Here is a 19163-nt window from a genome sequence, read left to right on the forward strand (position 1 = left end):
GCTGTGTCTGAAAAAATCGGAAGGATCAAAACGCTGCTGCTGATTCTGATCGTCGTTGAAGTGCTGGGCTTAGTCTGCCTGTATTTCCTGTTTGATCTGGATATCAAGATCGCTGCTTTGTACTTTATCATTAATACTCTGACGTTATATTTCCTCGTGCAGTATTATCAGGAGGACAGTCAGAATCGAATGTTTGGCGTTTCGCGAATTCTGGGCAGTGAAGCGAAGGATGCTTTTCAGTTCGGTCAGATCGGAATTGTTACTTATGATGAAAACTACACGATCACCTGGATGAGCGAATTGTTTGCAGAGCGGGGCATCAACCGCATCTCCAAAAAGCTGACGATGTGGCTGCCGGAAGTGAATGATTTAATTCAAGGGGATGTGGAAAAAGTCCAGGTTCAGATCGATGATCGAACCTATGAAATTGCCCGTAAGGAAGATGCCCGGATTTTGTTTTTCCAGGATGTAACCGAACAGCATCAGCTGGAAAAGGCTTATCAGGAAGAACAGATTGTCGTGGGTCTGATCCATCTGGATAACTATGAGGAATCCACACAGTATGAAGAAGAACAGGAAATCGCGATGATCAACAACAATATCCGCCAGCCGGTCGTCGAATGGGCGAAAAATCAGGGCATGTTATTGCGGCGTTTGAAATCGGATCGGTTCTTCGTCGTCTTAAACGAGCGGATTTTTAAACAGATCGTCGATGAACGCTTCAGCATTTTGGCGCAGACCCGCAAAGCCTCTCAGCAGCTCGATGTGGCGATCACCCTGTCAATGGGATTTGCACGCGGCAGCAGTGATGTGGCTCAGCTCGATGAAATGGTCAACCAGCTGCTGGAACTGGCCCAGAGCCGGGGCGGCGATCAGGTCGCGATCCGCCGTCAGGGCGAGGATGTCAAATATTTCGGCGGAAGCAGCGAGGCTCAGGAAAAGCGCAGCCGCGTTCGCGTGCGGATCATGGCGCATACGCTCCGCGACCTGATTAAGAAAAGTACGAACGTCATTCTCTTGGGACACAAAGAAGCGGATTTTGATTGCCTCGGTTCCCTGATGTGCTTAAGCCGGATCGTCCAGGCGTACGATAAGCCATGCTGCATTATTTCCAAATCCGGCGGGATGGAGGAAAAGCTCAGCGGGGCAATGACGCTGTATAAGAAAGAATTGGAACCACGGCATAAGTTTGTCACGGAAAATGAAGCCTTGAATCAGCTGCGGGATGGAACCTTGGTCATCATGGCGGATCACCACCATCCAAGTCAGTCCAATGGTCCGCAGGTTCTGGAAAAAGCCAAGAAGATCGCGATTTTCGATCATCACCGCCGCCGGACAGATCTCGATATCAACCCGATCTTAGTGTATATTGAACCCAGCGCTTCCAGCGCTTGCGAACTGATCTCGGAGTTTGTTCCGTATCAGACCGGCAAGGTTGACTTTATCAGTGAGGAAGCCACGATTATGCTGACCGGCATGATGATTGATACCAACCGCTTTAAAGTCCGCACCGGTACCCGAACCTTTGAAGCTGCGGCGATGATCCGGCGCTGGGGAGCGGATCCGCAGGAAGCCGATAATTTATTAAAGGATGAATATTCTGAATTTGAAACGAAAACAAAGGTTTTAAAATTCTGTGAAAAAAGAGATAATGGTATTGTCATTTCCGCAGTTACGGATAATGAGATTCTTTCCCGTTCGATGTTGTCGCAGGTTGCGGATTCCATTTTGACCATCAAAGGCGTAGAAGCGGCCTTTGTCATTGCCAAGATCAGTGATTCCCAGACAGCGATCAGTGCGCGCAGCCGCGGCCGCATTAACGTTCAGGTGATTATGGAACGGATGCATGGCGGAGGTCATTTAAGCGCCGCCGCACTGCAGCGGGAAAATACAAAGGTGGAGGATCTGCGCACAGAGCTGATCGCCACCTTAGATGAAGTCATGAAGGAGGAATAAACGATGAAAGTCATTTTATTAAGCGATGTCAGCAAGGTTGGAAAGAAAGGGGCGATCGTGGAGGTCGCCGACGGCTATGCCCGCAACTTTCTGATCCGCAACCGCCTGGCCGTTCAGGCGACGGCGAAAAGTCTGGAAATCCTGGACGAACAGAAGGTTCAGCAGAAGCTGAATGAAAAAGAAATGGAAGCGAAGGCCCGCGAAACGGCCTCTCAGCTGGAAAAAATCATGCTTCAGTTCTCGGTCAAGAGCGGTAAGGAAGGCCGGGTCTTCGGCTCTGTATCCACCAAACAGATTGCTCAGGAACTACAGCGCAAGCATGGCATTCATATTGACAAGCGCAAGATTCTCGACACCGCGCCGATTCAGAGCTTGGGCGTGACCAACGTCCGGATTGAGCTGTTCAAAGACGTCATCGGCACGATCCGCGTTCAGGTTACCGGAAAAGAGTAAGCGTTTATGCGACAGATGCCCAGCAGTATTGATGCCGAACAGTCGTTGTTGGGTTCGCTTTTCATCTATCCCAACAGCGTCCGCATCGCATCCGAAGAAGGCCTGCGCAGCGAGGAATTTTTCCTGGAGGCTCACCGTAAGATCTATGCCGCTGTCGATGCTTTAAACAGCGAAGGCAAGCCGGTGGACGCCGTGTCCGTCGCCAGTCTTTTGACCGATCAGGGCCAGCTGGCGTCCGTGGGCGGTTTGGAATACATCATGCAGCTGGCGGACAGCTCAGTCACTTCCGCCAGTACGAAATACTATATCGAGCTGATTCAGTCCAAAGCCTTACTGCGCAGTCTGATTGAAACGGCGCAGACGATTGCCGAGGAAGGAATGCAGAACGCCAACGACATGGAAACGATGATGGACATGGCGGAAAAGCAGATCCTCGACGTAACCCGGCGGCGCAAGACAACGGATTTCAAGTCCAGCAATGAAGTGGTCAACAACGTCATTGAAAATATCCACAAGATGAGCGCGCAGAAATCCGGGGTGACCGGCGTGGCGACCGGCTATCGGGATCTGGACAACACGACCAATGGTTTCCAGCGCGGCGACTTGATCATCCTGGCAGCGCGTCCGTCAATGGGAAAAACGGCTTTCGCGTTAAACGTGGCGATGCAGATCGCTCAGCTGAATCATCAGGCCGCGGCGATTTTCTCGTTGGAAATGCCTGCCGAACAGCTGATTTCCCGTATGCTTTCCGCGAAAAGCCGGGTTCCGGGCGGTCAGTTAAGAACTGGCTTCCTTAATAACAACGAATGGAACCAGCTGAATGAAGCGGCGGCGGATTTAAAAGCAACGAAGATCTTCATCGATGATTCCCCGAATGTGCGGGTATCGGAGATCTATTCCAAATGCCGCAAACTCCAGGCTGAACACGGCTTGGCAGTCATCCTGATCGACTACATTCAGCTGATTACCGGCAGCGGCCGCAATCCTGATAACCGTCAGCAGGAAGTTTCAGAAATTTCCCGTGGCTTAAAAGGCCTGGCGCGTGAGCTGCAGGTGCCGGTCATCGCATTGTCGCAGCTGTCCCGTTCCGTTGAAAAACGTGAGGACAAACGGCCGATGCTGTCTGACCTGCGTGAATCCGGAGCCCTGGAACAGGATGCCGATATCGTTATGTTTTTGTACCGTGATGAATACTATCAGCGGGAAAAGAGCGAAGAAGGCACGGAAAAAACCGAAATTAATATCGCCAAGCATCGTAACGGGCCGACCCGTCAGATCGAGCTGGCGTTTGAACGCAACATCAACGCTTTTTACAACTATGAGAATCAAAATGGGTAATACCCCGAAAGGGAGGATGAAATGAAAAAATGGATACCGATTGCCGCGGCCTTGGTTTTAAGCGCGCTGATTGCCGGGCTGTGGCCGGCTCTTTCCCGAGCCAATCAGGTTGTACAGGCGCAGGGAAAAGTGGAAGAAAGCCTGCTTCCGCAGCAGATTGAAACCCTTTCCGCGCAGCCGCTGACGGTGAAGAAAATCTACAATGCCGGAAAACTGGTCGGCGTTGTCAGCGATTATGCGAAGATTGAGGCGCTGCTGGATGAGGTTTACCATAGCGTATATGAAACGGACTTTCCCAATACCCGCTTGGAACTGGGGGAAGATATGATCGTCACCGAGGAGCTGAGCTATTATCGTTATGAGAATATTGATGAGGCTCTCTGTGCATATTTACGGGAAGGCGATCTGTTTTCTGTAGAAACTAACCGGATCGACTTTTCGGATGAAAACGATGTCTATGCGACGATCTATGTTAAAAATCTTCAGGATTTTTATGATGCCCGCGATCAGTATCTGCTGAACTTCGTGTCCAAAGAAACGCTGGATACAGTGCGGATGGGACAATCCACGCCGGAATTGAAAACGTACGGAACCCGGGAAGTTAATATTGATGTCCTGGAGAAAATGACTGTGACTACCGATCGTGCATCCTCCTCCAATATCCTCAAAGACAAGCAGGAAATCCTGCACTATTTAAGCTACGGCGCCGAGCCGAATCTGGAAATGAAGTATTACACCGTCGTTGAGGGCGATATGATCGACGGTGTCGGAACGAAGAACGGTCTTTCTGCCCAGCAGGTTGTGTCGATCAACAGCGATCAGCTGGAGAGTGTGGATCAGCTGATTCAGCCGGGGATGGTGCTCAATGTGACCAATTTCCAGTCCCCGATTACCGTTCGGGTTACCAAAGAACGGGTAGCGAAGGAAGAAGTTTATCCGGAAGATCCGATTTATAAGGAAGATCCGAATATGAAAGAAGGCTCCTATGTCACGGATATCAATGCTCAGAATGGTTCCCGCAATGCCTTCTATGAAGAAGTCTGGATCAATGGTGAAAATACCGGCGGTACGCTGGTGTCCTCGATTATCACGCGTCAGCCAATCCGCGAAGAAACCCGCGTGGGCACCAAGGTTATTCCTGGCGTTGGAACTGGAACGTTCCGCTGGCCGGTGGACAATCCGTCGATCACCTGCCGCTGGGGCTGTTATGCCGGCCATCAGGCGATTGATATCAAGAACTCCTACAACCGTTACGGCAATTTGTATGCGGCTGACCGCGGCACCGTCGTCGAAGCCAGCTACAGCTCGATTAACGGCTACTATCAGATCATTGACCACAACAATGGCTACAAGACGTATTATGGTCATATGAATCGGCCGGCCTTCAACAAGGTTGGACAGAATGTTGAAAAAGGTGAGATTATCGGTCAGATCGGCATGACTGGCCGCGCGACTGGTCCGCATGTTCATTTCTTCATCTATGAAGGAAGCCGGCGCCGCAATCCATGCGATGGGTTCTTGCCATGTTAAAAACGATGGAATTTTATCTGTTGGCGAGCGGTTCCAAGGGCAACTGCTTTGTGTTGAAAACTGCCGCCACGCAGATCGTGATTGACTGCGGAACGACCAAAACATACTTAACACGCAGTTTTCACATGATCGGTGTAGACTATCAGAATACAGAAGCGCTGTTGGTCACGCATGGTCACCGCGACCATACCAGCCAGCTTAAGATGTTTTCCGATGTGCAGGCCTATGCTGCGTTCAAGCTGGAAAACCGAGCGGATCAGCACTGGATTGCGCCCTATGCTCCTTTTCAGGTAGGCGATCTCAGGGTGACGCCGCTGCCGTTGTCGCATGACGCCGAAAATACTGTCGGCTATGTGCTGGAAACGGCACAGGAGAAGCTGGTCTATATTACCGATACCGGTTATGTCCGTGAGGAATGCGTGCCGTTGATTGCCGATGCGGATTATTATGTTATGGAAAGCAATCATGATGTGGGGATGCTGATGCAGACCCGGCGGCCGTATCCGATCAAAATGCGGATTCTTTCCGACAGCGGCCATCTGTGCAACGAGGACTGTGCCCACCTGCTGACGCGTCTGGTTACGCCGCGCACCCGTTCGATCTTTCTGGCGCATCTCAGCGAGGAAGCGAACAATCCGCAGCTGGCCTGGCAGGTCAGTGCCGATGCTTTGAAACAATGCGCCTGCCGTCAGGATCTGGTGCTGAAAGCCGCGGGACAGTACGAAATACTCATGGGAGGATGCCGATATGAAGAAAGGCTTGATTCTGCTTACCGCCCTGTTGGTGTGCTGGAACTTAGTTCTGACCGTTGAACTGGGACAGGTAAAAAAAGAGAAATCACAGCAGCAGCCGACACAGGATCCGCAGCAGTCGACGCGTCCGGTGTCAGTCGTGACTTCGGATATCACCAAGATTGTAGAGCGCAGCGAAGCGAAGGTGACGGGCGTGTCGGTGCTTGATGAAACCGGCGAAGATCTGATCGCCAGCGGCAGCGGCACGATTTACAGCATGACCAGCGACGCGGTCTATATTATTACCAATCAGCATGTGATCGCCTCCGGCGGTTCCATTCATGTTTCGTTTGCCAACGGCGAACAGCTGCCGGCGGAACTGGTCGGTGCGGATGGATATACTGATTTGGCCTTGTTGAAAGTGATTCCGGATTTCCGTGCGGAAGCCTTTGATCTGGGCGATTCTTCCTTGTGCAAAAAAGGCGAGTGGGTCATGGCGATCGGCCATTCGATGGGCGCCGAGGCGGACGGCAGTGTCACTGTCGGCGTAATTTCCTCCAAGGACCGCACGATTTCAATGGATGTGGATAAGGACGGAACCGACGATTGGGATATGCTGGTACTGCAGACGGATGCGGCGATCAATGCCGGCAACAGCGGCGGTCCGCTGATCAATATGAACGGCGAGCTGATCGGGATTACGACGATGAAGCTGCAGGGCAATTCCACCGAAGGCATCAGTTTCGCAATTCCAATCAATGAGGTGACCACGATTGTGGAACAGCTCAAGGCCAGTGGAAAAGTCAACCGTCCGTTTGTCGGCATCAGCGGCAAGGATGTCAGCGCTCTGACCAGCTATCAGAAAAGCTATATGGGAATCAGTCTGGATCAGACTGAGGGGCTGCTGGTCACCAAAGTTGCTGAGGATTGTCCGGCTGAAAAAGCCGGGGTGCATGTCAACGATATCCTGATCCGCTTCGACGGTTCGCCGGTGGACAGCTACAAAACCTTCCGCAAGCTGCTTTACGGCAAGACGATCGGCGATCCGGCGGAATTGGTTGTTTTGCGCAGCAATCAGGAAGTAAAGCTGAGCGTGACGATTGAATGATCCGCGTGATTGCCGTCGGCCGAATCAAAGAAAAACCAATGCAGCAGTGCATTCAGGAGTATTTGAAACGGCTGCAGCCCTATTGTAAGACCGAGATTGTGGAAGTGGAGGATATCGCAGCCCCCCAATCCAATTCCCCGGCTCAAAATGAACAGGTAAAACAAAAGGAAGGCGAACGCATTCTGGCTAAAATCCGCCGCGATGAAATCGTGGTGCTGCTCGATCTGAAAGGCAAATCCTATACCTCAGAGCAGCTGGCGGATCAGCTCCAGCAGATTTTCAGTTACCAGGGCAGTCAGCTTGTCTTTGTCATCGGCGGTTCGCTGGGCGTCAGTCCGGAGGTGATCCAACGCGCCGATCTGCGCTGGAAGCTATCAGATCTGACCTTCCCTCATCAGCTGTGCCGTTTGTTGGTTCTTGAACAAATTTATCGAAGTTTCAGGATTTTAAATCATGAACCTTACCACAAATGAAAGCGGTGACTGAAAGCCCTATCGTTTCTTCACTTTCTTCTTGTAACAGGTTCAAAAATGAGTTAAAATGAATTCAGGTAGAGCAGGAGGTAAAAACAAAATGAAACAGATTTCTGTATTGGTTATTGATCCAGTTGGCTTACATGCACGTCCGGCAACGGTCGCTGTTAACGCTGCTAGCAAATTTAAGAGCGAAGTGAAGGTTGCTTATAAAGGACGTTCAGTCAACATGAAATCCATCATGGGTGTTATGTCCTTGGGCATTCCAACACAGTCCGAAGTAACGGTCACCTGTGAAGGCGAAGACGAAGAAGTCGCGATCACAACAATCGAAGAAGTTCTGCGTGCACAGAAAGTAATTGCATAAGTTGGATTGAATAAGAAGATGCGCGGCATCTTCTTTTTTTTCCAAGGGTTATGTAAGCGCAAACATTGTCGAAATGGATCATTGAGGAGGAAAAACTATGATCGAAGAATTGTATCAGCGGTGGCTGAATCATCCGCACATTGACCCGCAGCTGAAAAAAGAGCTGGCCGGTATGAGCGAGAAAGAAAAGCAGGACGCATTCTATACGAACATTGAATTTGGCACAGCCGGCATGCGCGGCTTGCTTGGAGCAGGCACGAATCGGATTAACATTCATACGATCCGCAAGGCCAATGAAGGCTTTGCCCGATATATTGTAGGCTGTGGACAGGAAGCGATGCAGCGGGGCGTGGCAATCGGTTATGACAATCGTCACATGTCCAGCGAGTTCGCCCGTGAATCGGCGGCAGTCTTAGCGAGTCACGGAATTACCAGTTATGTGTTTGAAACGCTGCGGCCAACGCCGGAGCTGTCGTTCGCTGTTCGGTATTTGAACTGCTTTGGCGGCATCATGATCACCGCCTCGCACAATCCGCGGGAATATAATGGTTATAAGCTGTATGATGAAACCGGCTGTCAGCTCGTGCCGGATTTAGCTCAGCAGGTTATTGACCAGGTCAATGCCGTTGAGGATGAACTGGCGATTGATCCGCAGCTGACTTCCGAGCAGCAGAATTTGATCCACATGATCAGCGCTGAAGTCGATGAAGCTTATTATGAAAACGTACTGTCGATTCAGCTGAATCCGGATGTCAATCGGGATAACGTTGAAATCGTCTTCTCACCGGAACACGGTACGGCCAACATCCCGGTTCGGGAAGTCTTTACGCGCGCTGGATATCATTTTACGCCGGTTGAGGAACAATGCACGCCGGATCCGGATTTCTCCTGCACCAAGACTCCGAATCCGGAAGAAAAAGGTGCTTATGAGCTGGCCTTGAAGCTGGCTGAAGAAAAACAGGCGGATATCATTTTAGTCTGCGATCCGGATGCGGACCGCATGGGCGTCGGTGTGCTGCATGCGGGCGAGTATGTTCTGCTCAGCGGCAATCAGAGCGGCTCGGTACTGATTGAATACATCCTGTCGCAGCTGAAAGCCAAAGGTCAGATGCCGCAGAATCCTGTCATGTTCAATACGATCGTAACCAGTGATCTGGGAGAAAAGATCGCATCGAAATACGGTGTGGAAACAGAGAAGACGCTGACTGGCTTCAAATTCATCGGTGAAAAAGTAGCCAAGTATGAAAAGACGCAGGCGAAGAACTATGTTTTCGGTTATGAAGAAAGCTATGGTTCGCTGATCAAGCCGTTTGTCCGCGATAAAGATGCGCCGCAGGCCTGTCTGATGCTGGCGGAAGCCGCCTGCTTCTATAAGGCCCAGGGCAAGACGTTAGTCGATGTGCTGAACGGACTGTATGATGAACTAGGTTATTACAAGGAAAGCCAGACCTCGCTGACCTTAAAAGGTCAGGAAGGTGCTATACGGATCCAGGAAATATTGAATACCCTGCGCCAAGACAAACCAACCCAGATTGGATCGGTGGCGGTTACTGCGATTGAGGATTATCAGGAAGCCACACGCGAAGAACAGGGGGCTGTCTCGCCTTTGGAAGGATTCTCCCGCAGCAATGTCCTGAAATACTATCTGGCGGATGGTTCTTGGATTGCGATTCGGCCAAGCGGCACAGAGCCGAAATGCAAGTTCTACTACTGCATTAAGGGAACCAGTGCTGAGGATGCCGAAACAAAGACGGAAGTCATGCAGAAGGCGATTGCCCAACTGGTTGCTTAACCCTTGTCCTGCATTGGGCTTCGGTCCGATCGAAAAGGCTGAGCATTGTCTGGATGCTGAAATAAAAAGGAAAAAGGCTGTTCCATGCGAACGGCCTTTTTGCATTTTGAAAAGCCTATGATTCAGCATACACAGTGGATCTGATTTTTGTTCATCACTGTCAGCTGATGATTTTAATCCCCTTCATTCAGTTCTTTTGCTTCACTGCTGGTTTGACAGCCAAGCTCAATCACAAAATCCGCGAGCTTTTCGGCGGCGTCCGGATGGCTGAGTGAGTGCATCATAGCCCGCATCATGTCCAGCCGTTGGGGATTTAGAAATAATGAATGGAGCGCCTCATCCACAGGGAAGGTCCGCGTAATCCGTACGGCGACTCCATTGTTGACGAGAAATTCAGCATTGCGTTCCTCATGGCCGGGGAGCGGATTGACCAGCAGCATCGGCAGCTTTTTCGCCAGGGCTTCCGTTACGGTTAATCCGCCGGGTTTGGTGATCAGACAATCTGCAGCGCTCATCATAATGTCTACATAATCTGTGAAACCATAAGGATAAAGCGTACAGCTGTCCTTAAGCTGAGCTTTGAGCTTCATCAGCTGACTATACTGTTTTTGATTCCGTCCGCAGACAGCCAGAATCTGCAGGGGTTGAGGACTGCGGGCAAGCTGAAGAATGATCTTACGGCTGTCAGCATAGCCCAGACTGCCGCCCATGATCAAAACGGTTGGCAGCTTAGGATCCAGCCGCAGCAGAGCCGCGGCTTCTTTGCGGTTAAGGGGCTGGCTGAACTTCGCCTGAATCGGAATGCCCAGGGGAAGCAGCCGGGATGGGTTAAGACCGCGTTTTACAGCCGCAAGGTTCAGCAGTTCGCTGGCCGTGACGATCCATTCAATGTGAGGAACATCCTCCCAATACGGATGCAGCGTGTAATCCGTAACGATGCCCAGCGCCGGAATCGTCAGAAGGCCGCGCTTCTTCATCTCATTGACTAACTGTGCCGCAAAGACGTGGGTACAGAGAAGAAGATCCGCTGGGAAATCACGCAGAACCCGCTGAAACTTAGCGGCATTCAGTTTATTAAACAGCTGAATCATATTGATGCTGGAAGTGTCGATCCAGCCGGAATGCGGATGTTCCGCCAATCCATAAACCTTGCGGTACAGCGCTGGGGTTCGCCTGGCGGTCAGCCGGTAGCCCTTGTCAATCGTCTGCTTAACGGCCGGGCTGAGCACCTGATAGACATCGATGGTTTTCACCTCAGCGCCGCGGGCAAGGAGCTGATCGCTGACGGCCCGAGCAGCGGCGTGATGTCCATAGCCTGCCGTAACGGATAAAATAAGCACTTTCATTGGATATTCTCCCTTCACTTTCCATAACGTTTATTCAAATTGTTCTTTTTCGGATTCATCATAAAGCGCGGCTTCATAAACCTGACGGAGCTGTTTGCCAACGAGCGGCAGGCTTCTTTGTTCCGCCGTTTTCCGCCCGGCTTCCCGCAGATCCGGCAGCCGGTGTTCGGCCGCCGCCTGAACCAGCCGGACAAAGTCATCAACGTTTTTTCCCTTATAACAATTGACTTGATCTATCAGCCAGGGATCAAAGACCGGAATATCCCTCAGGATGACCTGTTGATAGGAGGCCAGCGCTTCCAGTACGACAATGCCTTCGGTTTCTTCCTTGCTTGGAAAAAAGAAAGCATCCGCCCCGCAATAAGCGCCTTCCAGGACCGGCCCTGTGATGTAGCCGGGAAAGAGGACATTGTCCGGATGTTCCTGAGTCACAATTCTGCGGATAGACCGGGGCACTGAATACAGCGGGACATGACCGAACCAGATGAATCGGACTTCCGGCAATCGCCGCGCCACCTCGATGAAATCCAGCAGCCCCTTCCGTTCAAAAAACAAGCCGACTGACAGAATGACTTTTTCATCTGGCCGCAGTCCAAAATAGGTTCGGAATTGTCGGATTTTTTCTTCACTGTAGGTGAACTGCTTTAGATCGATGCCATTGCTGATGGCATGTACCGGCGGCTGAAGACCGTAGCTTTCAATCAGCCTCTTTGAATAAGGGGTAGGTGTGATAATCCGATCCGCCTTGGAGTACACTTTGATCAGCCGTTTTTTAAACAGCGGAGCCAGCTGATTGGAAAACAGAAAGGAATTTCGGAAGTCTTCCTCAGTGCTGTGGGCATGGATCACTACCTTTTTGCCAAGCCTGCGGCATTTTCGGATCAGTGCCAGACTGCCTGGACCAATCGTATTGATGTGAGCTAAGTCAAAATCATCGCCGGGATCCAAAGTAAATTCAATTCCTTCATAAGTCAGCGCCGCTTTCTGATGACTCAATGCCTTGCCGATGCCGGATTTGGAAATAAACTTCATGCCTTCAAAATACAATAAGATTTTCATCATTTCATCCTCCCCATGTGAATGTAAATCAGTTAATGTGTTATCTGATTAATACAATAATACATTAATACAAAACTGTCAAGCGGGATTCAGCAAGAGAATTCATGGGTGTCCGAAAACAGAAAAGCGCGAACCGCTGGTTCCGCAGTATTCTGGATGTAATCTTTTATCAACACAATGATCCAGTTCGCAGCTGTTTTGCAAAAAAGGTTTTGATTTTCTGCTTTGAAGAAAAGTCTAGTTCGTGCTTTCTTCCATCACTCCTGAAACTGGAAGGAAGAACAGCTGAAAAATTTTAAAAAATTCTTGAAACGAAAAACTGAGTCCTGTATAATAATTCCCGTTGAACAAAGGGGTTCATGAAAAGTCAGCTTTTCATATCCCCTTTTTCTTTGTTGAAAATGAGGTGAAGCCTATGCAAGAAAACAAGCGTTTTTCCTTCCGTATCGATCAGGATCATGATGTCCGTTTTAACCGTCTGATCTTCTGCGGGTTGCCGGATGGAAATACAAATCGGGCTCTTGCGCGGGAATGGAACCAGCCCGTCATGTCCACACTAACAGAGGAAAGACAGGCGAAAGCAAATGCTGAGAGTCTTATTAGTGAATAATGCGCTGAGCGCTCAAGCTCGTTTAATCAGTCTGATTCATCGCTGCGGCTGGCAGTTGTCCCAACAGGTCAGCACGCTTTCGGCAGCCTGTGTCCAATTAAACCAGGCAGGAGCGGAGCTGGTCTTGGTAGATATCCCATCCCAAGAGGAAACGGCCCTGAATCAGCTGGCTGAGATGGCCGCGGAATTCCCCGATACATACTTTTTGTTTTGGGTTTCTAAGAAGCCGAATGCGGAGCTTTCTGCACGCAATGTGATCGTTTGTCTCCGCCCGCTGCGGCTTGACGGTGTTTTAAAGCAGATCAGCGAGCAGGCGCCGGAATTGCTGCAGCGAAGCCCGAAATTGAAAAACTTGGCTGAACAGATCCGGCAAATCGCTCAGGCCAAGCGTGTTTTAATCGAAAGCGGCATGAGTGAGGATGAGGCTCATCATACTTTGGAAAAAATGGCGATGAATCAGCGGATCAGCCGCTGCGAAGCCGCGCTGCAGGTTATAAAAACATATCAACAGGAATGAGGAGAAAAAGAATATGAAATATATATTTGTCACGGGCGGAGTTGTGTCCGGTTTGGGCAAGGGAATTACCGCTGCTTCCTTAGGACGGCTCTTAAAAAGTCGGGGATTGAAGGTAGCCTCCCAAAAGCTGGATCCGTATATCAATGTGGATCCGGGAACGATGAGTCCCTATCAGCATGGAGAGGTGTTCGTAACCGAAGACGGCGCGGAAACCGATCTGGACTTAGGGCACTATGAACGCTTTATTGATGAAGACCTGAACCGTTTTTCCAATCTGACAACCGGCAAGGTTTACTGGAATGTCCTGAATAAGGAACGCCGAGGTGAGTACCTGGGCGAAACCGTGCAGGTGATTCCGCACATTACCAATGAAATTAAAAAGTTTATCTATTCAGTAGGCGAATCGTCCAACGCTGACGTCGTGATTACGGAAATCGGCGGCACGATCGGCGATATTGAAAGCCAGCCATTCATCGAAGCCATCCGTCAGATTTCACTGGAAGTCAAAAAGGAAAACTGTCTGTTCATGCACGTGACCCTGATTCCGTATATTGAGGGCAGCGGGGAGCTGAAATCAAAACCTACGCAGCATTCTGTCCGTGAACTGCGGGCGAATGGGATCACGCCGGACATCATTGTCTGCCGCTGTGATCAGCCGCTGCCGGCCTCTTTAAAAGAAAAGATCAGCTTGTTCTGCAATGTGCAGCCGGACTGCGTAATTGAAAACCGCACCGTTCCGGTATTGTATGAAGCGCCGATCATGCTGCAGGAGCAGCATCTGTCAGACAAGGTATGCGAACTGCTGCAGCTGGACTGCGCTGATTGTGATTTAACGGAATGGAACAACATGCTGGAGGGGATCCGTCAAAGCCAAGGTCAGGTGACGATCGGTCTGGTCGGCAAATATGTGAAGCTGCGTGATGCCTATCTGTCGGTCGCTGAAGCACTGCGGCATGGCGGATATGCCAACGGCACTGATGTGGATATTCGCTGGATTGAAGCGGAAACCGTGACGGAAGAAACGGCGGAAGCGATACTTGGGGAATGTGATGGAATTTTAGTTCCCGGCGGCTTCGGAGACCGGGGAATTGAAGGTAAGATTGCGGCGGCGCATTATGCCCGTAAGCAAGGAATTCCATATTTAGGCATCTGTCTGGGGATGCAGACGGCAGCGATTGAATTCGCCCGTCATGCCCTAGGTTATGCCGATGCGCATTCGCGGGAATTTGATCCGGCCAGTCCGCATAAGGTCATTGACTTTATGGCCGATCAATCCGATGAGATTGAAAAGGGCGGAACCATGCGCCTGGGAGCTTATCCCTGCGTCATTCAGCCTGGATCACGGCTGGCTTCCATCTACGGCCTTCAGCAAATCCAGGAACGTCACCGCCATCGCTATGAATTCAACAATGCCTACCGCGATGAATTTGAGGCCAAGGGAATGCGGATCAGCGGAACCTCGCCGGATGGACAGCTGGTCGAAGCGATTGAACTGAAGGATCATCCGTATTTTGTTGCGGTGCAGTATCATCCGGAATTCAAAAGCCGGCCCAATAAGGCGCATTTGTTGTTTGTCGGCCTGATCGCGGCGGCCTTGAAACAAAAAAATCACATATAGAAAAACAGGATGAAGCAGACAGGCCTCAGCAAGCTGTCAGCTTCATTCTTTTTGTTTGATTTTGAAGTTTGGCTTGGTTGATCTATGCTTTGCAGCAGGCTTTGATTTATCCGCTAACGCTATGCGATAGGAAGCGGGCAGAACCCTAAAATTAAGCAGGAAAGGCGCCTGTATTTCAGCTCAATTGCGATCATTTAGGCAAGGTTATTTCTTACCTCGGATGAGCGCTGAGCCGAGGCGGCCGTGGGTTTGAAATTTGGCATAAACGATGTCTGGAAGTAGTTGACAACTTTTTTGTTTGAGCATATAATATTAACAGATTTAGACCGTTGGATGATATGATAACGCGCTGTGAGATCATGCTTCAAGAGGTGATTTCAAGCGCGTTTTAGCTTATTGACCCATTAAGTTCTAAATTCAATAAGGAGGGTATTTCATAATGAATACTGGAAAAGTAAAATGGTTTAACGCTGAGAAGGGCTATGGATTTATCTCTGACGACAACGGACAGGGTGATATCTTCGTTCATTTCTCTGGCATCAACGGAAGCGGCTACAAGTCCCTGGAAGAAGGACAGAAAGTTTCTTACGACGTTGAAAACGACGAAAGAAGCGGCAAGACTCGCGCAGTCAACGTTACCGTTCTTTAATCAAACCAATCTGCTTTGAGGCCTATCGGCCTCTTTTATTTTTTCCAGTTTATAAGCCTTATCTGATTCGATGAAGGAGCATGTATGATTAAACCGTTAAGTGAAGCAACGATGAAAGCGATCTACAACCAGGCGATGAAGCAGGATTTTCCCAGCGATGAGCTGAAGCCGCTGAACCGGATTCTCGCTCAGAAGCGTAAAGAAATCGCGTTGTGTTTGGGCTATTACCAACAAGACAAGCTGATCGGCTATGCCGTCCTCGAACAGGATGTCCGCCAGCAATGTCTGCTTCTGGATTATTTCGCGATTTTGAAAGCTTATCGCGCGCAGGGACAGGGGACGCAGTTTTTGAATGAACTGAAAATTTTGTTTGCCCAAAAGGAAATGATTGTGATCGAAGCGGAAGCGGCCAAGACGGAACAGGCGCAGAAACGGATTGCCTTTTACCTGCGGGCCGGAGCGCAGCTGACGGATATTCAGCTTCATCTCTACCATGTTGATTATGCCGTGCTGACGCTGGATCTAGCAGCCAGCTTGGATCCGAAGCAGAAACGTAAACGAATTGCGGAGCTCTATCAGCGGATCTATCCCGCTTTTTTCCGCAGGTTATATCTGCGCATGGATTGAGCGGTGCGGACATCATGACAAAAGAAGCGAAGCTGCAGGTTTTAGCTCGTATAGCCAGGCTGCTGAACGAAGAAGAAATTTTGTGGGCTGTGGGCGGTTCCGCGCTGCTGTACCTGAAAGGAATCGTTTCCGATTTTCACGATTTGGATTTAATGATTGATGAACACGCTGAAAAACAGGTCAGAAACTTATTGGCAAAAATCGGTACTTTGCATTCAGCAACTTCCTCAGCGCAGTTTCATTCCCGCTGCTTTATGGAATGGACGGTTGACGGGGCCGAGATTGACATCATCGGCGGCTTGGTGATCGAAAGTGAAGGACACGCTTATGCCTTTCCCTTGAAACCGGAAGAAATAGAAGACTACATTCAGCTGGAAGGAGAAATTATTCCGCTGCATTCCCTGACCTGTTGGGAACAATACTACACACTGATGGGCCGGACTGAAAAAGCCGAAATTCTGCGAAGGGTCCGAAGCAGTAGAAAATCAATTCCCACTCAATGAGCCGAATTTCAGTCAGCTTCAATTTTCCAGGCTAGTCCGAAGTGCCTGTTTTATCCGCGAAGGTAATTATTTCCTGATTCATTTTATTCAACATTCACCGCTGAAGACAGGCTTCAATTCAGAGTGCTCTTTAAGAAAGGGCTTACAAAAGATGACAAGAAAAGATTGAACTGTGGGAGTCAATGTTGTAATATGATAGTAGATAGAACAAGGCGGAAGCCGCTCTCTTTTGAATTGAAATCTGGAGGAATGGAGATCATGATGCTGGAAAAAACGCTGGAAGGAATAGACATGTTCAGCGGTTTTCGGCATAAAAGAAAGAGAGAGAAACAGGAGGAAATCCATGAATCAGACAACACTCATTGAAAGTTTTCACCAGGGGCACTGCATTGATGCTTACGAGCTTTTCGGCGCTCATTTCACCTATGAGCGCGTCAACGGTGTGCGTTTTACGGTCTATGCGCCGCATGCGCGCAGCGTTCAGGTCGTCGGCGATTTTAACGGCTGGAACGGCGAAAATGCCAAGATGGAACGCCTGCCGGAAGATCAGGGCATCTGGAGCCTGTTTATTCCTGATTTGAAGGAAGGACAGCTGTATAAATACCGGATTGAGGATTCAGCCGGGAATGTTTTCGATAAGTCCGATCCGTATGCGTTTTACAGTGAAATGCGGCCGAACAGCGCTTCGGTGATCGTGAATTTAAAAGGCTTCCAATGGAAGGATCAAATCTGGCTGGGCGAGCGGTCCAAGAACTTCGCAGAACCGCTGAACATTTATGAAGTGCATGCCGGCAGCTGGAAAAAGAACGGGCCATATTGGCTGAGCTATCGTGAACTGACGAAAGAGCTGATTCCGTATGTCAAGGAACACGGCTTTACGCACATTGAACTGATGCCGCTGAATGAACATCCGTTTGACGGCAGCTGGGGTTATCAGGCCAGCGGCTATTTCAGCTGTACTTCCCGCTATGGGCAATGCAAGGATCTGATGGAATTCATCAACGAATGCCATCGTCAGCATATCGGGGTGATTCTCGATATGGTTCCGGTGCATTTTGTCAAGGACAGCCATGGTCTGCGGTATTTCGATGGGGAAGCTTTGTATGAGTATCCAAGCGTCAATGACGCGCACAGTGAATGGGGAACGATGAATTTCGATCTGTGGAAAGAGGAAGTCCGCAGCTTCTTAATGTCGTCGGCTTCGTTCTGGTGCGATCTGTACCATATCGACGGCATCCGCATCGACGCCGTCAGCAACATCATCTACTGGGGCGGAAACAAGAACCGCGGCACCAATGAGGGCGCGCTCGCGTTTATCCGCCGTCAGAACTATTACCTGTCGAAGAAATATCCGGAAGTGATGCTGATCGCGGAGGATTCCTCGGATTATCCGAAAGTCACCAAGTCGACGCTGGAGCTGGGACTGGGCTTTGATTATAAGTGGGATCTGGGCTGGATGAACGATACGCTGAAATATTACGGCCGCGATCCGATCTACCGTAAATATCATCACAACGAGCTGACCTTCTCCATGGCGTATTTCTATTCTGAGCGGTTCATCCTGCCGTTAAGCCATGATGAGGTCGTGCATGGCAAGCATACGATTGTCGATAAGATGTGGGGCAGCTATGATCAGAAATTTGCCCAGGCTAAAAATCTCTATCTCTATCAGTTCACCCATCCGGGCAAAAAGCTGAACTTTATGGGCAATGAGATCGGGATGTTCCGCGAATGGGATGAAGCCCGGGAAATGGACTGGTTCCTGTTAGGCTATTCCCGGCATGCGGCCTTTGCGCGGTATTTCCAGGATATCAGCCGGATTTACTCGCACCACCGGGCGCTGAGCCGTTATGATTATGATCATCAGTATTTCCGCTGGATCGACGCGGACAACGGCGATCAGAGCGTGTACAGCTACTATCGCGAAGATGAACAGAACATCATGGTCGTCGTTCTCAACATGACGCCGGCGTCCTATGAACATTTCCGCATCGGCGTACCGCAGGCGGGTGCTTACAGTGAACTGCTCAATACGGAAAAAGATATTTATGAGGGCTGCAACATGTGCAACTTCAAACCGGTAGCGACAGAAACCGTGCCGGCTCATCATTTTGAACAGTCGCTGGATATCCGCGTCGCACCGTTTGCGGGCATCCTGCTTATCTGCAAGAAGACCGCAAAGAAGAAAGCGCCGAAGAAAACCGGAAAAACTAAGAGCGAACCGGCGGAAAAGCCGCAGGCGCTACCGGAAGCCAAAGCGGTGAAAAAGAAGAAAACTGCCGTCCGTAAGCAAGTGGATTAGGGATTAAGAAGCGCCCCTGCAGCACACGGTCGTATTGGGGAAAATTCGCTGCAGGGGCCCTTTTCTTGAAAAAAGTTCGATTAAACAGGAATCAGGATTAAGGAAAAAAACGAATAGTAACGCTGAATTAGGTAAAAATGAGGAAGTAACCGCTTTTATTAACAGGAAGCGATTGCGTTTTAGG

The 19163-nt window shown here is 49.9% G+C and carries 18 protein-coding genes; 16 read left to right on the top strand and 2 right to left on the bottom strand.

The annotated features are described in order from the left end of the window. Nucleotides 1–3: 3 nt before the first annotated feature. The 9 genes from MCG46_RS04405 (at nucleotide 4) to MCG46_RS04445 (ending at nucleotide 9748) form a co-directional block, all read left to right on the top strand. Nucleotides 4–1956, top strand: a complete 1953-nt coding sequence (locus tag MCG46_RS04405; RefSeq protein ID WP_240278015.1) for a DHH family phosphoesterase — start codon at nucleotides 4–6, stop codon at nucleotides 1954–1956. A 3-nt stretch (nucleotides 1957–1959) separates the two neighbouring features. Further along, complete coding sequence (gene rplI / locus MCG46_RS04410; RefSeq protein ID WP_240278016.1) at nucleotides 1960–2409, top strand: 50S ribosomal protein L9; 450 nt, start codon at nucleotides 1960–1962, stop codon at nucleotides 2407–2409. 6 nt (nucleotides 2410–2415) lie between these two features. After that, nucleotides 2416–3747 carry a replicative DNA helicase gene (gene dnaB / locus MCG46_RS04415; protein WP_240278017.1) on the top strand — a complete coding sequence of 444 codons (1332 nt, stop codon included), beginning with the start codon at nucleotides 2416–2418 and terminating at the stop codon, nucleotides 3745–3747. Nucleotides 3748–3768: 21 nt separating this feature from the next. Then, the gene (locus MCG46_RS04420; protein WP_240278018.1) at nucleotides 3769–5277 is read left to right on the top strand and encodes a M23 family metallopeptidase; all 1509 of its coding nucleotides are present in this window, start codon (nucleotides 3769–3771) and stop codon (nucleotides 5275–5277) included. Then, entirely contained in the window at nucleotides 5271–6089 is an 819-nt protein-coding gene (locus MCG46_RS04425; RefSeq protein WP_240278019.1) for an MBL fold metallo-hydrolase, read from the top strand. The genes MCG46_RS04420 and MCG46_RS04425 overlap by 7 nt, the downstream gene beginning before the upstream one ends. Then, nucleotides 6025–7116, top strand: a complete 1092-nt coding sequence (locus MCG46_RS04430) for a S1C family serine protease (protein WP_240278020.1) — start codon at nucleotides 6025–6027, stop codon at nucleotides 7114–7116. Before MCG46_RS04425 ends, MCG46_RS04430 begins: the two co-directional genes overlap by 65 nt. Continuing rightward, on the top strand, nucleotides 7113–7589 hold the full coding sequence (rlmH, locus tag MCG46_RS04435) for a 23S rRNA (pseudouridine(1915)-N(3))-methyltransferase RlmH (protein WP_020224788.1): 477 nt from the start codon (nucleotides 7113–7115) through the stop codon (nucleotides 7587–7589). Before MCG46_RS04430 ends, rlmH begins: the two co-directional genes overlap by 4 nt. Nucleotides 7590–7689: 100 nt before the next feature. Beyond that, nucleotides 7690–7956: an HPr family phosphocarrier protein gene (locus tag MCG46_RS04440; protein WP_006057571.1), complete on the top strand. Its 267-nt coding sequence runs from the start codon at nucleotides 7690–7692 to the stop codon at nucleotides 7954–7956. Nucleotides 7957–8053: 97 nt separating this feature from the next. Beyond that, complete coding sequence (locus MCG46_RS04445; protein WP_240278021.1) at nucleotides 8054–9748, top strand: phospho-sugar mutase; 1695 nt, start codon at nucleotides 8054–8056, stop codon at nucleotides 9746–9748. 173 nt (nucleotides 9749–9921) lie between these two features. Here MCG46_RS04445 and MCG46_RS04450 read toward each other — a convergent pair whose 3' ends face one another. Next, nucleotides 9922–11094, bottom strand: a complete 1173-nt coding sequence (locus tag MCG46_RS04450) for an MGDG synthase family glycosyltransferase (RefSeq protein WP_240278022.1) — start codon at nucleotides 11092–11094, stop codon at nucleotides 9922–9924. 30 nt (nucleotides 11095–11124) lie between these two features. Continuing rightward, complete coding sequence (locus MCG46_RS04455; RefSeq protein ID WP_275890950.1) at nucleotides 11125–12156, bottom strand: glycosyltransferase family 4 protein; 1032 nt, start codon at nucleotides 12154–12156, stop codon at nucleotides 11125–11127. Nucleotides 12157–12568: 412 nt separating this feature from the next. Between MCG46_RS04455 and MCG46_RS04460 the strand changes: the two genes are divergently transcribed. The 7 genes from MCG46_RS04460 (at nucleotide 12569) to glgB (ending at nucleotide 18979) form a co-directional block, all read left to right on the top strand. After that, nucleotides 12569–12763, top strand: a complete 195-nt coding sequence (locus MCG46_RS04460; RefSeq protein ID WP_240278024.1) for a hypothetical protein — start codon at nucleotides 12569–12571, stop codon at nucleotides 12761–12763. Next, nucleotides 12738–13280 (top strand): ANTAR domain-containing protein, encoded by a 543-nt coding sequence (locus MCG46_RS04465; protein ID WP_240278026.1) that lies wholly within the window; start codon nucleotides 12738–12740, stop codon nucleotides 13278–13280. Before MCG46_RS04460 ends, MCG46_RS04465 begins: the two co-directional genes overlap by 26 nt. A 13-nt stretch (nucleotides 13281–13293) precedes the next feature. Further along, a complete protein-coding gene (locus MCG46_RS04470) occupies nucleotides 13294–14898 on the top strand; it encodes a CTP synthase (protein ID WP_240278027.1) in 1605 nt (534 codons plus the stop codon). 439 nt (nucleotides 14899–15337) lie between these two features. Beyond that, entirely contained in the window at nucleotides 15338–15547 is a 210-nt protein-coding gene (locus MCG46_RS04475; RefSeq protein ID WP_006057580.1) for a cold-shock protein, read from the top strand. An 84-nt stretch (nucleotides 15548–15631) separates the two neighbouring features. After that, on the top strand, nucleotides 15632–16174 hold the full coding sequence (locus MCG46_RS04480) for a GNAT family N-acetyltransferase (RefSeq protein WP_240278029.1): 543 nt from the start codon (nucleotides 15632–15634) through the stop codon (nucleotides 16172–16174). A 14-nt stretch (nucleotides 16175–16188) separates the two neighbouring features. Next, a complete protein-coding gene (locus MCG46_RS04485) occupies nucleotides 16189–16677 on the top strand; it encodes a nucleotidyltransferase domain-containing protein (RefSeq protein ID WP_240278031.1) in 489 nt (162 codons plus the stop codon). A gap of 343 nt (nucleotides 16678–17020) precedes the next feature. Further along, entirely contained in the window at nucleotides 17021–18979 is a 1959-nt protein-coding gene (gene glgB / locus MCG46_RS04490; protein ID WP_240278033.1) for a 1,4-alpha-glucan branching protein GlgB, read from the top strand. The last annotated feature ends 184 nt before the right edge of the window (nucleotides 18980–19163 follow it).

The organism is Holdemania massiliensis (genome assembly GCF_022440805.1).
GTDB classification, from domain to species: Bacteria; Bacillota_I; Bacilli_A; order Erysipelotrichales; family Erysipelotrichaceae; genus Holdemania; species Holdemania massiliensis_A.

Excerpts from the sequence above, each read along its gene's own strand:
- MCG46_RS04425 (WP_240278019.1), top strand. The coding sequence starts at position 5,271 with ATGTTAAAAACGATGGAATTTTATCTGTTGGCGAGCGGTTCCAAGGGC.
- glgB (WP_240278033.1), top strand. The coding sequence starts at position 17,021 with ATGAATCAGACAACACTCATTGAAAGTTTTCACCAGGGGCACTGCATT.
- MCG46_RS04445 (WP_240278021.1), top strand. The coding sequence starts at position 8,054 with ATGATCGAAGAATTGTATCAGCGGTGGCTGAATCATCCGCACATTGAC.
- MCG46_RS04450 (WP_240278022.1), bottom strand. The coding sequence starts at position 11,094 with ATGAAAGTGCTTATTTTATCCGTTACGGCAGGCTATGGACATCACGCC.
- MCG46_RS04465 (WP_240278026.1), top strand. The coding sequence starts at position 12,738 with ATGCTGAGAGTCTTATTAGTGAATAATGCGCTGAGCGCTCAAGCTCGT.
- MCG46_RS04460 (WP_240278024.1), top strand. The coding sequence starts at position 12,569 with ATGCAAGAAAACAAGCGTTTTTCCTTCCGTATCGATCAGGATCATGAT.
- MCG46_RS04420 (WP_240278018.1), top strand. The coding sequence starts at position 3,769 with ATGAAAAAATGGATACCGATTGCCGCGGCCTTGGTTTTAAGCGCGCTG.
- MCG46_RS04440 (WP_006057571.1), top strand. The coding sequence starts at position 7,690 with ATGAAACAGATTTCTGTATTGGTTATTGATCCAGTTGGCTTACATGCA.
- MCG46_RS04455 (WP_275890950.1), bottom strand. The coding sequence starts at position 12,156 with ATGATGAAAATCTTATTGTATTTTGAAGGCATGAAGTTTATTTCCAAA.
- rplI (WP_240278016.1), top strand. The coding sequence starts at position 1,960 with ATGAAAGTCATTTTATTAAGCGATGTCAGCAAGGTTGGAAAGAAAGGG.
- MCG46_RS04475 (WP_006057580.1), top strand. The coding sequence starts at position 15,338 with ATGAATACTGGAAAAGTAAAATGGTTTAACGCTGAGAAGGGCTATGGA.
- MCG46_RS04470 (WP_240278027.1), top strand. The coding sequence starts at position 13,294 with ATGAAATATATATTTGTCACGGGCGGAGTTGTGTCCGGTTTGGGCAAG.
- rlmH (WP_020224788.1), top strand. The coding sequence starts at position 7,113 with ATGATCCGCGTGATTGCCGTCGGCCGAATCAAAGAAAAACCAATGCAG.
- MCG46_RS04480 (WP_240278029.1), top strand. The coding sequence starts at position 15,632 with ATGATTAAACCGTTAAGTGAAGCAACGATGAAAGCGATCTACAACCAG.
- dnaB (WP_240278017.1), top strand. The coding sequence starts at position 2,416 with ATGCGACAGATGCCCAGCAGTATTGATGCCGAACAGTCGTTGTTGGGT.
- MCG46_RS04430 (WP_240278020.1), top strand. The coding sequence starts at position 6,025 with ATGAAGAAAGGCTTGATTCTGCTTACCGCCCTGTTGGTGTGCTGGAAC.
- MCG46_RS04485 (WP_240278031.1), top strand. The coding sequence starts at position 16,189 with ATGACAAAAGAAGCGAAGCTGCAGGTTTTAGCTCGTATAGCCAGGCTG.